Origin of the sequence: Flavobacterium soyae, assembly GCF_021245985.1 — a bacterium.
GTDB classification, from domain to species: domain Bacteria; phylum Bacteroidota; class Bacteroidia; order Flavobacteriales; family Flavobacteriaceae; genus Flavobacterium; species Flavobacterium soyae.
This window is the reverse complement of the sequence record NZ_JAJQXA010000007.1, coordinates 120743-134174: the sequence shown is the minus strand read 5'-3', so window position 1 is coordinate 134174 and position 13432 is coordinate 120743. Positions and strand designations below refer to the sequence as shown.

The following is a 13432-nucleotide window of genomic DNA, read 5'->3' as shown; positions in this document are numbered from 1 at the left end:
CAAAAACAATTCTATCACTAACATGACTAAAAAGTGTTTTCAAATGGCAGTTATATTGCTTTTGAGTTTCACTTCTATTCAAGCTCAGGATAAAAAAGCCAAAGATTTATTGAACGAAGTGACTGCAAAAATAAAAAGCTACGATAATATTGTTATTGATTTTAAATACTCTCTAAATAATGCAAAAGAGAATATTAACCAAGATAGTAAAGGAAATGTAACCATGAAAGGAAATCAATATGTATTGAATTTTATGGGTGTTACCAAAATTTTTGACGGACAAAAGACGTATACAATTGTTCCTGAAGACGAAGAAGTTACAGTTTCTAAAGTAAACGAAAAAGACGACAATGCTATCACACCTTCAAAAATGCTTACTTTCTTTAATTCTGGTTACAAATACAATATGGATATTGTACAAAATGTAAAAGGAAGAAAGATTCAATACATTAAATTAGTACCAACTACCGGAAAAGATCAAAGAAAAGAAATTCTTTTAGGCATTGATGTTCAGACAAAACACATCTATAATTTGATTGAAACTGGAAAAAACGGAACAAAAACAACTTTAACCGTTAATTCTTTTAAAACCAATCAGCCATTATCAAAAAATCAATTTACCTTTGTAGCGAGTAAATACCCGAAATACTACATCAATAAATTAGATTAATCAGAAGGTTGAAAATTCTAGACAAATACTTATTAAAAACTTTTTTAGTTACATTTACTACGGTATTTGTAATTCTTTTTTTCATATTCATACTGCAGACAGTATGGCTATTTATATCAGAACTGGCAGGTAAAGATCTCGACTTAATATTGGTCGTGAAATTCCTGCTTTTTTCTATGCCACGTATTATCCCGCTGGTTTTACCGCTTTCGGTTCTTTTAGCTTCGATTATGACTTTCGGAAATTTAGCAGAGAATTATGAATTTGCTGCCATGAAATCTTCCGGAATCTCACTTCAAAGAGCAATGCGTGTTTTAATTATTTTTATATTCGTTTTGAGTATTGTAGCGTTTTGGTTTGCCAATAATGTTATTCCTTTTGCTGAATATAAATTTGTGAACTTCCGTAAAAATATCGCACAGGCAAAACCTGCTATGGCAATTGCCGAAGGTCAATTTAATGATGTTGGAACCTACAACATTAAGGTAAACAAAAAATCTGGTGAAAACGGAAATATTCTGACAGGCGTTACTATTCACGAAAAGGCTAATAATTTTGGAGAAAACAAAACTGTTATTAAAGCCAAAGATGGAGAATTAATCAGCAACGAAAAATCGAGTATTTTGAAACTTGTTTTAAACGATGGTTACTACTATCAGGATGTTACTCCAAAAAAATATGAAGACCGTGCTAAACTTCCTTTTATTAAAGGAGCTTTTAAAACACATATCATTAACATCGATTTATCTGAATTAAACAAAGTTGACGACAGTAAAGAAAGTATCGCCGGTACAAATGCCATGCTTAATGTTAATGAATTGCGTTATACTTTAGATTCTTTAAACAAGAACCTGGATAATGAGATTATATCATTTTCAGAGAATATAAATCAGCGTGTTGGATTTAGAAAATCAAGCACTCTAATTAATCCAGATAAAAAAGAAAAAAAGAAAAAGACTTTACCAAATGATCTTTTGTCTTTATACACAAATAAACAGAAAGTTGATGTCCTTAAAATGGCAGGCAGTAATGTTACCAGCAACATCTTCTCTATTGAATCAACCCAAAAAGATTTAAAGGACAAACAGCGTGATATCAACAAACACTTAACAGCATTGTATGAGAAGTTTGTTATAGCTTTTGCATGTTTTTTAATGTTTTTTATTGGTGCACCTCTGGGGGCGATTATCAGAAAAGGCGGACTTGGTTTACCAATTGTTTTTGCGGTATTAATTTTTATTACTTTTCATTTCATTAATACTTTTGGAAAAAGATTATCGCAGGAAGGCGGAATGACTCCTTTTATGGGTTCTTGGATGTCGTCGTTTATTCTTTCTCCATTAGCAGTATTATTAACTTATCGTGCCACAAACGATAACGGATTGATTAATTTTGATGCGATAACGACCCCAATATCACAACTATTTCAAAAAATTTCCGAGCGGTTTTCACCAGCTCAAAACAAACAATAATTATGTCAACAAAAATTCAACTTAATACCATTGAAGAAGCTATAGAAGATATTCGTCAAGGTAAAGTAATCATTGTAGTTGATGATGAAGATCGCGAAAATGAAGGTGACTTTTTAGCCGCAGCCGAAAAAGTTACTCCTGATATGATCAATTTCATGGCTACACACGGACGCGGATTAATCTGTACACCACTTACAGAAAGCCGCTGCAAGGAACTTGATTTACGTGCCATGGTTACCAATAATACAGATCATATGGAAACTGCTTTTACGGTTTCTGTTGATTTAAAAGGAAATGGTGTTACAACCGGTATTTCTGCTGCTGACAGGTCTAAAACGGTACAATCTCTAGTTGATCCAAATACAAAACCGCATGATTTAGCTCGCCCGGGACATATTTTTCCTTTGATTGCTAAACAAGGTGGTGTTTTAAGAAGAACAGGACATACGGAAGCTGCAATTGATTTTGCAAGATTAGCAGGTTTCAAACCTGCTGGTGTTATCTGCGAAATTTTGAATGAAGACGGAACAATGTCTCGTTTGCCTGAACTTATAAAAGTGGCTAAGAAATTTGATTTAAAATTAGTTTCGATTGAAGATTTGGTTGCTTACAGAATGCAGCATGACAGCCTTATCATTAAAAAAGAAGATTTTGATATCGAAACCCGTTTTGGAACTTTTAGATTAAGAGCTTACGAGCAGACTACAAATAAACAAATTCATATTGCTTTAACTAAAGGAACATGGAACCTTGGAGAGCCTATTTTGACAAGAATTCACTCTTCGCAGGTAAATAATGACTTATTAGGAACATTGACTAATAATGCAGAACAGCAGTTAGACGATATGTTTAAAGTAATTAATGAGAATGGAAAAGGTGCTGTTATTTTTATCAATCAGGATATGACGGCTGTAAATTTATTAAACAGAATTTCTGAGCTTAAAACATTACAAGCTCAAGGAACATTAAAAGCGCCGAAAGTCATCATAGACAGTAAAGATTACGGGATTGGGGCTCAAATCCTTCACGATATTGATATTTCTAAGATTAGACTGGTTTCGAACACGGAACAAACAAAACGTGTTGGAATGATTGGATATGGCCTTGAAATCACTGAATACGTAACTTACTAATCTTTATGGGTACATTAGAAGAAAGAATTTTAAAATCTGAAACACATATTTTCAAAGCAGTTTTCCCAAGTACAACGAATCATTATGATACTTTATTTGGAGGAACTGCGCTTCATTTAATGGACGAAGTGGCTTTTATTTGTGCTACTCGTTTCAGTCGTAAAAAAGTAGTTACGATATCAACAGGTCAAATCGACTTTAAAAAAGCGATTCCGGCCGGTACTTTAATCGAATTAGTGGCAAAAGTTGACAGCGTTGGAAGAACGAGCTGTAAAATTCACGTTGATATTTTTATGGAGCAAATGTATTCTGAGCTTCGCGAAACGGTAGTTTCAGGAACTTTCTCGTTTGTTGCTGTCGATGAAAACAAGAAACCAACACCAATTTTGGACAACTTGGATTAATTTTTTCTAAAATCTATTTTTCGGAAATACTGATAATTAGATACTTGAAAATTATTTAAAAAAAGTTTCAAAAAAAGTCTAAAAAAAGTTTTGAGAACCGAAAAACCGTCTTATATTTGCACTCGCAATCACGAAATGATAGCGACATACTGGAGAAATGGCAGAGCGGTCGAATGCGGCAGTCTTGAAAACTGTTGACTGTAACAGGTCCGGGGGTTCGAATCCCTCTTTCTCCGCTGAAAAAAATCCTAAACGGTATCAAAACCTCGAAAATCCTATGATTTTCGGGGTTTTTTGCTTTTACAGACTTACCAAATTATTCATCGAATTCCATCTCTAAAGGGGCAAACGCGAGACCCTAGAAAAAACTAGAAATCTAGGGTCTCGCTAAAATCCTTTACCCCTTGCAAACATTGGGGTTAACAACGTGTTCAATAGCTTGTTCACTCAGTAAACATCTTGTCTGGCTTGGATTAGGAATTTAACTTGAAAAATAATTAATCAGTCAGTAAAATGAAAGCAAAAGTAAACCTGCATTTCTATGCAAAATCTACCAAGGTTAACGCCAAAGGGCAATTTCCAATTTATGTCCGTCTTACAGTAAACGGAGATAGAACAGAATTCAGTACGAAAAAATTCATTGACCCTAGCAGATGGTCGTCAGAAGCGTCTAAAATGAAAGGTACTACAGAAGAAGCCCGTTCAATTAATAGTTATCTTGACTTGATGAAATCTAAAGTACTAGATATTCAAATGGAGCTTATCCATAAGGGTGAAGATTTGAGCATTGATAATTTTAAAGACAAGCTATTTGGTTCAGAAGAAAAACAGCGTATGCTTGTTCCTATCTTCCAAGACCACAACAATAAAATTAAAGAACTGGTAGGCAAAGAATATGCTCCCGGAACATTAGAACGCTACACTACTTCGTTAAAGCATACCGTTGAGTTTTTGGAATGGAAATACAATGTATCCGATATAGAAATTACGAAAATAAATCATGCCTTTATTTCTGATTATGAATTCTATTTGAGAAGCGTTAGAAATTGTGCCAATAATACAGCCGTAAAATACATCAAGAATTTCAGCAAAATAATCAAAATTTGTTTGGCAAATGATTGGTTAGACAAAAATCCTTTTGCCAACTATAAATCGAAAGTTAAAGAAGTTGAACGTGTATATTTAGTATATTTAACTGAACAAGAAGTTCAAAGTATCATTGAAAAAGATTTAAAAACGGAAAGATTATCACTTGTACGTGATATATTCCTTTTCAGCTGTTTTACGGGGCTGGCTTACATTGATGTCAAAAACTTGACAAAATCCCATATAAGCATCGGTATTGATGGAGAGAAATGGATTTTTACCCATCGTCAAAAAACAGAGAGTGCTTCAAAGATTCCTATTCTACCGCTTACACAAGTAATAATCGATAAATACGAAAATCATCCTCAATGTATAGGAAATAATAAACTACTCCCTATTCTATCAAACCAAAAGATGAATGCTTATTTAAAAGAGATTGCAGGTGTTTGTGAGATTGATAAAGAACTTACTTTTCACATCGCCCGACATACTTTTGCAACAACTGTAACACTTACAAATGGAGTTCCCATTGAAAGTGTTAGTAAAATGCTTGGGCATAAGAATTTGAGAACAACTCAACACTATGCAAAAGTGTTGGATAGAAAAGTAAGTGAGGATATGATGATATTGAAGAATAAATTTCTCAACGTGAGTAACCAAAGTGCAACAACGAAATCATCTTAGTGGTCTCAAATTTTATCAATGCTAAATTTTAGTAATTCCATTTACTTTTATTTGAATTACAACATTTCTTCGTAACAAATCCTTATATATTGGTAAATAGTAGTTTGTGAAGCAAATAAAATTCAAAGTGAACCTCTCAGCAATACTATTTGAGCCTTATAACAAAGTAATTTTATTACTTAACACCTATCTTTGTTAAAAGTTTAATTGAAAAATTGACATTATATGGATACAAAGCAAAATGAAGACTTAAAAGTAATAAGCTATTCGGGCATATTTTTGTCATGCTTTAATGAACAAGCTGAAAAATGTGTAGAAGCTGCACCCGAACATATATTATCCTATCTATATTCAGGTCAGCAAACCATCGAAAACGATAAAGAAAGAATTAATATTAAAGCAGGTGAATGTGTCTTTATCCGACGAAATCACCGTGCTGTTATGTACAAGAAGAGTAAAGGAAAAGATTCTTACAAAGGAATTTCTCTTGTCTTCAATCGGACTGTATTACGGGAGTTTTATGCTAAAATGGATAAAGACAAATTACCAAAAAAATATGAATTAACAGAGAAAGGTATTTTTAAAATAAATCCCCAAGCTGACATTATTAGCTTGTTTCAATCTCTAACACCTTATTTTGATGAGAATGTAAAACCTACAGAAGTCATAATAAATTTAAAGCTTTTGGAAGGTATTTACGCTATATTGAATAACTCCGATATTTTTTTTCCCATTCTTTTTGACTTCACCGAACCGTGGAAAGTAGATATACTTGACTTCTTGAACAAAAACTACACAGAAGATCTTACGATGGAACAGATTGCATCCTATACAGGCAGAAGTCTGGCAACATTTAAACGTGACTTTTCAAGAATTAGTAACCTCACACCTCAAAAATGGTTAATCAAAAGGAGATTAGAGGCTGCTTACATTAAGCTAAAAGAGGATGGTAAAAAAGTAAATGATGTATATGTAGAGGTCGGTTTTAAAAATCCTTCACATTTTTCTATTGCTTTTAAAAAACAATACGGAGTCTCCCCAAATAAAGTATAGTTTATTCATGAATTTGAGCTTTATAACAAATAAAATTGAGCCTCTTAGCAATGTCGTTGAAAAGCTCTTAGTGTAATTTTGCTTTGTAATTTAAAACGAAGTAAAATGAAAAATTTAAGAATAAAAAGGATTACAATATTAATAATTTGCCTAGTTACGGGAACCGCTACTTTTGCCCAGAAAACATTTACACTTACCAGTAAAAATCTTCAAGGACAGGCAACTGCAAAAGAGAGACTAAACAGTCTTGGCTGCAATGGCGAAAACCAATCACCGCAAATATCTTGGCAAAATGCTCCACAGGACACTAAGAGTTTTGCCATTACAATGTTCGACTCTGATGCTCCTACTGGCAGTGGATGGTGGCACTGGATAGTTTTTGATATACCTGCAAATGTCAACGAACTGGTCTCAGGTGCAGGAAACATTTCTGCCAAACTCACACCAAAAGGAGCAATACAATCCTTAACGGACTTTGGTGTTCCGGGATATGGAGGTTCGTGTCCCCCTCCAAACACAGGAATCCATAAGTATACGATAACTATATATGCATTAAAGACAGATCACTTAGGTTTGAATGAAAATACACTTCCGCCGGGTGTTGGATTTAACCTCTTTAAAAACGCACTTGCTCAAGCAAGTTTAGTCTTCTATGACCAATACTAAGAAGTAAAAGTGGTAAAATAACTTGTATTCGAAAAGTAAAATCTACAACTTAAAACATCAAAATATGATAGATTGCTGTTAGATGTCTAGTGGACTGTCGTTGTGATTTTGATATATAGAAAAATAATAAACATAAAATTAAAAAGTATGAAAATATTAAAATTTATTGTCATCGTTTCAATAATGATATTGGGACAGGCATACGGTCAGAACAGTAAAACAAAATTAAATCAAAAAGAAAAGAATATGGAAACTTCAAACAATCAAGATCATTACACCTTCAAATTAAGCGATAAAGTTACAAGAGAAAAAGTAACTTTTAAAAATCGCTATGGAATTTCGTTAGTAGGAGATTTATATCTTCCAAAAAATCGTGGAAAAGAAACCTTATCAGCACTTGCCATTTCTGGACCTTTTGGTGCAGTAAAAGAGCAATCTTCTGGACTTTATGCCCAAATTATGGCTGAACGTGGTTTTGCGACATTAGCATTTGACCCATCCTACACTGGCGAAAGCGGAGGTATGCCTCGTAACGTTGCATCACCTGATATTAATACCGAAGATTTTGGTGCGGCTGTCGACTATCTAGGATTACAGACATTTGTTAATAGGGAACGAATTGGTATCATTGGTATTTGTGGAATGGCAGGAATGGCATTAAATGCGGTTGCTGTTGACAAACGTGTTAAAGCTGTAGCTACAACGAGTATGTATGATATGACTAGAGTTATGTCAAAAGGTTACAATGATTCAATGACACTAGAACAACGTACAGCAGGTCTGGAGCAAATGAGTGAGCAACGTTGGAAAGATGCAGAAAATGGTACTCCTGCTGCCGGTCCACGCGTTTTACCTGCAAAATTGGTTGGCGGAGAGCCTCAGTTTGTGGTAGATTACTTTAATTATTACTGTACTCCTCGTGGATTTCATCCTAACTCGGTAAATTCAAATGGGTCTTGGTTGATTACTAATCCATTATCTTTTATGAATATGCCGTTGCTAACATACATTAAAGAGATTTCGCCAAGACCAATGTTGCTAATCGCTGGCGAAAATGCACACTCAAGATACTTCAGTGAAGACATTTACAAAATGGCAGCAGAACCAAAAGAATTGATAATTATTCCAAATGCTGTCCATGTTGACTTGTATGATAAAGTTGATATTATTCCGTTCGATAAATTGGAAGCATTTTTTAAGAAAAATTTGATATAATATTTTAAGAATTTATAGAGTTTGAGGGAGTTCAATAAAAAAGGCTGAAGCGCAAACTTCAGCCTTTTTTAGGTAACTTTAGTTACACTCTTTCTTAAACTTTCTTGGAAGCACTTACAGCTGTTTCATCTTTTATTTTTTGACGGTGCTGCATACCCCATTTTGTCATAGCCCCAACAACCTCTTCGAGTGTATGGCTATAAGGCAATAATTCATATTCAATTGTTATCGGATATCCAACAGCAACTTTCTTTATGATAAATCCATTCATTTCCAATTCTTTAAGTTCACTTGAAAGTACTCTTGCTGAAATACCACTTACTTGTCGCTGGATTTCAGTGAATCTTTTGTTTCCTCTTGCCATTGAAATTATAATCATCAGTTTCCATTTACCTCCAATCGCATAAAGTGCGTCTGAAACAGCCATTAAAACTGTATTACATTCTTCAGTAAATGCTTTGCTGTCTATTTGATTTTCTTTTGAATTTCCCATAAGTACGCTTTTGTAAGTCGCTAACCTTTAGGTAACAACTAATAAATTGTTAGCAAATATAGTATAGATTTGTCAAATAATTATAAACAAGAAAAAAATAATCGTTATGAATATTACCATATTTGGAGGAACAGGTGTTTCAGGACTCCTTACAATTAAAGAAGCTTTGGAATCAGGATATCATGTTACAGTATTTGCAAGAAATCCTGAAAAGATTACATTTCAACACAAAAATCTTCAAATCATAAAAGGCGAATTGGACGAAGCGGATAAAGTAAATCAAGCCATAATAGGCGCTGATGCTGTAATTACTTTATTAGGTCCGATGAATTTTGACAAGTCTCTACCGATTTCTAAAGGCGTAAAACTAATAATCAAATCGATGCATCAGAATAACGTAAAGAGATTGGTCGCTGCTGTATCATCAAGCTTCAGAGATACTAAAGATAAGTTTCATTTCTGGATTGATTTTGGTGTTTGGATTCTTAAAATTATTGCAAGAAATTCAATATTAAAGGATATTGAAGAATTAGGAAAAACAGTTGAGAATAGTAAACTTAATTGGACAATGGTAAGACTACCAAAATTGAGCAACCAAAAACCAAAAGGCAAATTCAATATCGGATATTCTGGCGACGGTAAAGTTAAAAACTTTTGGCTTTCGAGAGCAGACTTAGCACACTTTCTAATCAAACAAGTTGATGATAGAACCTATTTACATCAAGCACCAATTGTAAGCAATTAATCATAAATAAATTTTCAAAATAAATTAAAACAACAAAATTATGACACTAGAGATTTTAAAAGCTAAAGAAGAATTAAGAAACTTAATTGATGCCTACGCATCTTTAGGCGATGAAAAAAAAATATCGCAAGTAATGGATTTATTCACACCCGACATGAAATACGATGTTTACATGAATAACCATCTAATATCCAGCGTTTCCGGAAGAGAGAATATGGAAAAGGATTTCAATGAGCATGCAACTCAAGTGAAGACATACTTTACCTTAAATGGTCAACATACTGTAGAAGTTAATGGCGATACCGCTTCTGGTATATCATTTACACAAATGAAAATGATTCGGGAAGTTGAAGGGAAAAATATTCTCACAGATTACAGCGTTAAATACGACGACAAATATGTTTTTCAAGGTGGAAAATGGTTCATTAAGGAGCGCATAGGCTACTTTATTATTATTGATGCTAGAGAATTAAACGTTTAATATCCATCCTTATGAAGACAAAAAAAATTGTTGCAGTTGTACTAACATCAATAACTACAGTTATGGTATTTATAAGCGGTCTTATGAAAGCCATTCATCTTCCTTGGTCAGTAGATGGTTTAGTTAAATTTAATTTACCAAACTCGGCAACTACTCTCGGCTTAATGGAAATAGGATTTGCGATTTTGTTTATCTTTCCAAAGACAATGCGCCTCGGCTTTATATTATTGTCATGCTATTTTGCAGGGGCAATGGCAACTGAATTGTCTCATGATGGGTCTATATTCAATCCTATTGTACCTTTGGCTTTCATCTGGGTTACTGCTTTTGTACGTGATAAATCATTGTTTATAGGTTCGCCGAAATCAACTGAACTTAGCAAAGAAATATAATTTTAAAATTAAATAAGTTGGTCTTGCAAATTGAACTATTGTTTAATGTGCGAGACCAACTTATTTATGATTGTTTAAAATACTTGCATTTACCGTTATTATAGAAATATTACAATAACTATGTACTAAATAAATTGAACTCAAAAATAAACCTACTGCTTTCCTCCCTTAATGAACAATTAAACTTCATTGATTTAGAAATAGATAATCAAATTAAAAAATGCGAGAGTGCAATTGATCTTATTTTAAAATCAATAAGTGCAGTCAAAAAAATTGTTGTAAAAAGCAATTTCAAATCGGATTTAGATGAAATTCATTTTTTCAAAGAAATAAAACCCCTTTTCACTTCAAAACTTATTTATTATAATATGATATATAAGGTTGAAATGAAAAGACCCAACGGCGGAAATCGAATACTAAAAAAATACTATCATAATGAGCTTTCAAAACTAAAGGCTTTCTTCGATAACGAATTAGAATTCTATCAATATTACCGCTCCGGAAGTATCTATTTAGATTATAAATATTTTCAAAGAGGTAAATTTGACATCAAACTGGCATTAGACAACTTTTCTCCGCTGAAAAAAATCCTAAACGGTATCAAAACCTCGAAAATCATAAGATTTTCGAGGTTTTTTGCTTTTACAGACTTACCAAATTATTCATCGAATTCCATCTCTAAAGGAGCAAACGCGAGACCCTAGAAAAAATAGAAATTTAGGGTCTCGCTAAAATTTGCAAACATTAGGTTTAAGAATGTGTTCAATAGCTTGTTCCTAAAAATTTAAGGACTACTCAACACTACACAAAAGTTTTGGATAGAAAAGTAAGAGAAGATACGAGGATACTAAAGAATAAATTTCAACTTAATAATAACCAAAGTGCAAAAAAACAGGCAGTTAATAATCATAACTGCCTATAATAAATTAATTCAAATTTCTGTACTCATTTGGAGACCTCCCAACCTTTTGCTTGAATATAAAATGCTGTAGATATTAGAACCTTAATTCACAAGCAAGCTACTTCACTTAATGAATTTATTAATATCAAAAAATCGCTCTTTGACTATATCTATTACTTTTAGTTTAAATATTTTTCTTGTGCAGAAACACCAATTTCTTTCTTAATAAATCTCCGAAATAGTTTGCTGATAAATCCAATTCTTGGGTGCAATAACCAACAGATTCCTTCTTTTTTTTTACACTACTAAAGTAAATTATACATTAATTGATTGATTGAATAGAAATTGTAGGTCCTACTTCTGTATCTCCTAAGGTTGTATTTGTAGTATTTCCTGTAGAGGTTCTAACACTTACTACCAATGGAGTTGTTCCTACAGTTACTAAATGAAAAAAACTAGTTGTTCCGGTAAAAGCGCCTCCGTTTACTGCCTCACAATGTGCAACACTCGATATTTTTGTATTAGTAGTATCATTATAAAGAGCAAATCGGAGAAATACCCCATTATTAAAATGTACCCATCCTACAGCAAAATCTATTCGATAGGTTTTTCCCGCCGGAAGTGTAAAAGTCCGATTAGTAGAATCGTAAACTATTGATGTCCCTGAGGAACTTAAAGTAGTTCCAAATGCAACTTTAGCACCTGTTGAACTGGTTATTGTCTGACCTGCTAAATTTGTATATAAACCATAATATAAATCATTTTTTACACGCACCCAACTTGTGCTGTCCCAATAATAAAAACCGGGTGTAACGATAGTAGCATCACTGCCATTTGTGGCTGTATTATAAACTAATGTTCCATTTATGATTGAGCCTCCTGCAGGGTTTGTTACCGGACTTTCACTGTTAGATGCTGTTAATGAAACTCGGGGCATCAAGAAGCCTTGTGTACTTGAAGTTATATCTAATATTCCATTAGGATTAGTCGTACCTATACCTATCTGAGCATTAAGGAAACTAACAAAAAAAAACATAAATAATAAGGTATTGATTTTCATAACTAATGAATTTAAAATTAATATTTGTTTTTTACCAAACTAAATCATAAACCTTAACTCAAAGATTTCAATTTTGAAATGCCAATTTCAAATATCAAAATTAATTTTTTTTTTTTCAAACATTATCAAAACATCCTTTTTACAATAAAAAACTATATTTACTGAAAAAATTGCAAAATATGGAGTTTAGTATAGATACGGCAAATGTTATGTGTTTTTATACCGATATTTCTGTGGTAGATATACATTATCACAGTTGCTATCAAATTGTTGTAAGTACTAAATTTACTTATGATAGTGTGATTGAAAATAAACAATACAAAAATCTTAAAGGATTCATTATTGATAAATACACTAAGCATTCTTGTACTGCACCTGTAGGAAGCTTTTTAGTTTATTATGTGGAAAGTAAAAGTTTTCTCGGAAAGCAGCTTAAAAGGATTTTGAATAAAGAAATCTTTATTGATATAGAAACCATACTTTCAAAGGAGCAATTAGATAAATTAAAGCTGGATTTTTCCAAGCCTGATTTATCGACAGCTGAAATTAAAAATTTGTCTGATGAATTGTTGTATAATATTTTTAACCTTTCTATAAAACCTCTTACTAACGAAAGCACAGATGATCGAATCATAAAGGCAAAAGAATTTATTAATCAAAATTTAAGTGAAAGCTTAACCTTAGAAAAAGTAGCAAATCATATTTATTTGTCTCAGGAAAGAACCCGTCATTTGTTTTTAGAACAAGTAGAATTACCCTTCTCGCAATACGTTCTTTGGAAGCGTATAAAAGCGGTATTGACCTCGGTAATACAAGGCAAACAATCTTTTTCTGAAGCTTCACTATTATATGGTTTCACCGACCAATCTCATTTCAACAGATTCTTTAAAAGAATGTTTGGCATTTCCGCCACAGTCATTTTAAAGAATAGCCGTTTTGTACAATTTATCTACCCGGAATTATAGCGATTTTTACCA

The 13432-nt window shown here is 32.8% G+C and carries 15 protein-coding genes and 1 tRNA gene; 14 read left to right on the top strand and 2 right to left on the bottom strand.

All coding sequences use genetic code 11. The annotated features are described in order from the left end of the window. Positions 1-43 precede the first annotated feature (43 nt). The 9 genes from lolA1 (at position 44) to LUU93_RS10980 (ending at position 8383) form a co-directional block, all read left to right on the top strand. Positions 44-670 carry an outer membrane lipoprotein periplasmic chaperone LolA1 gene (lolA1, locus tag LUU93_RS11020; protein WP_488936995.1) on the top strand — a complete coding sequence of 209 codons (627 nt, stop codon included), beginning with the start codon at positions 44-46 and terminating at the stop codon, positions 668-670. 8 nt (positions 671-678) lie between these two features. Next, complete coding sequence (locus LUU93_RS11015) at positions 679-2142, top strand: LptF/LptG family permease (RefSeq protein WP_232681132.1); 1464 nt, start codon at positions 679-681, stop codon at positions 2140-2142. 2 nt (positions 2143-2144) lie between these two features. Further along, positions 2145-3275 carry a 3,4-dihydroxy-2-butanone-4-phosphate synthase gene (gene ribB, locus LUU93_RS11010; RefSeq protein WP_232681131.1) on the top strand — a complete coding sequence of 377 codons (1131 nt, stop codon included), beginning with the start codon at positions 2145-2147 and terminating at the stop codon, positions 3273-3275. Positions 3276-3280: 5 nt separating this feature from the next. After that, positions 3281-3679: an acyl-CoA thioesterase gene (locus LUU93_RS11005; protein ID WP_073487190.1), complete on the top strand. Its 399-nt coding sequence runs from the start codon at positions 3281-3283 to the stop codon at positions 3677-3679. A 151-nt stretch (positions 3680-3830) separates the two neighbouring features. After that, positions 3831-3915 (top strand) — tRNA-Ser (locus LUU93_RS11000). A gap of 277 nt (positions 3916-4192) precedes the next feature. Further along, a complete protein-coding gene (locus LUU93_RS10995; RefSeq protein WP_232681130.1) occupies positions 4193-5449 on the top strand; it encodes a site-specific integrase in 1257 nt (418 codons plus the stop codon). A gap of 225 nt (positions 5450-5674) precedes the next feature. Further along, positions 5675-6502 (top strand): helix-turn-helix domain-containing protein, encoded by an 828-nt coding sequence (locus tag LUU93_RS10990; protein ID WP_232681129.1) that lies wholly within the window; start codon positions 5675-5677, stop codon positions 6500-6502. A 105-nt stretch (positions 6503-6607) separates the two neighbouring features. Then, positions 6608-7168, top strand: coding sequence for a YbhB/YbcL family Raf kinase inhibitor-like protein (locus tag LUU93_RS10985; RefSeq protein WP_232681128.1), 561 nt, complete (start codon positions 6608-6610; stop codon positions 7166-7168). A gap of 147 nt (positions 7169-7315) precedes the next feature. Then, on the top strand, positions 7316-8383 hold the full coding sequence (locus tag LUU93_RS10980) for an alpha/beta hydrolase (protein ID WP_232681126.1): 1068 nt from the start codon (positions 7316-7318) through the stop codon (positions 8381-8383). A gap of 94 nt (positions 8384-8477) precedes the next feature. Here the strand turns inward: LUU93_RS10980 and LUU93_RS10975 are convergent, their stop codons facing one another. Next, positions 8478-8876 carry a winged helix-turn-helix transcriptional regulator gene (locus tag LUU93_RS10975; protein ID WP_232681124.1) on the bottom strand — a complete coding sequence of 133 codons (399 nt, stop codon included), beginning with the start codon at positions 8874-8876 and terminating at the stop codon, positions 8478-8480. Positions 8877-8982: 106 nt separating this feature from the next. Between LUU93_RS10975 and LUU93_RS10970 the strand changes: the two genes are divergently transcribed. The 4 genes from LUU93_RS10970 (at position 8983) to LUU93_RS21710 (ending at position 11198) form a co-directional block, all read left to right on the top strand. Further along, positions 8983-9621, top strand: coding sequence for an NAD(P)-dependent oxidoreductase (locus tag LUU93_RS10970; protein ID WP_232681122.1), 639 nt, complete (start codon positions 8983-8985; stop codon positions 9619-9621). Positions 9622-9661: 40 nt separating this feature from the next. Beyond that, positions 9662-10102 carry a nuclear transport factor 2 family protein gene (locus tag LUU93_RS10965; protein WP_232681121.1) on the top strand — a complete coding sequence of 147 codons (441 nt, stop codon included), beginning with the start codon at positions 9662-9664 and terminating at the stop codon, positions 10100-10102. 11 nt (positions 10103-10113) lie between these two features. Then, complete coding sequence (locus tag LUU93_RS10960; protein ID WP_232681120.1) at positions 10114-10494, top strand: DoxX family protein; 381 nt, start codon at positions 10114-10116, stop codon at positions 10492-10494. A gap of 134 nt (positions 10495-10628) precedes the next feature. Next, on the top strand, positions 10629-11198 hold the full coding sequence (locus tag LUU93_RS21710; protein WP_255669457.1) for an RteC domain-containing protein: 570 nt from the start codon (positions 10629-10631) through the stop codon (positions 11196-11198). Between the two features lie 519 nt (positions 11199-11717). On the opposite strand, the gene LUU93_RS10950 is transcribed toward LUU93_RS21710, so the two are convergent. After that, complete coding sequence (locus LUU93_RS10950; protein ID WP_232681118.1) at positions 11718-12455, bottom strand: phage tail-like protein; 738 nt, start codon at positions 12453-12455, stop codon at positions 11718-11720. Between the two features lie 179 nt (positions 12456-12634). Between LUU93_RS10950 and LUU93_RS10945 the strand changes: the two genes are divergently transcribed. Further along, entirely contained in the window at positions 12635-13420 is a 786-nt protein-coding gene (locus LUU93_RS10945) for a helix-turn-helix transcriptional regulator (protein ID WP_232681117.1), read from the top strand. Positions 13421-13432: the final 12 nt, after the last annotated feature.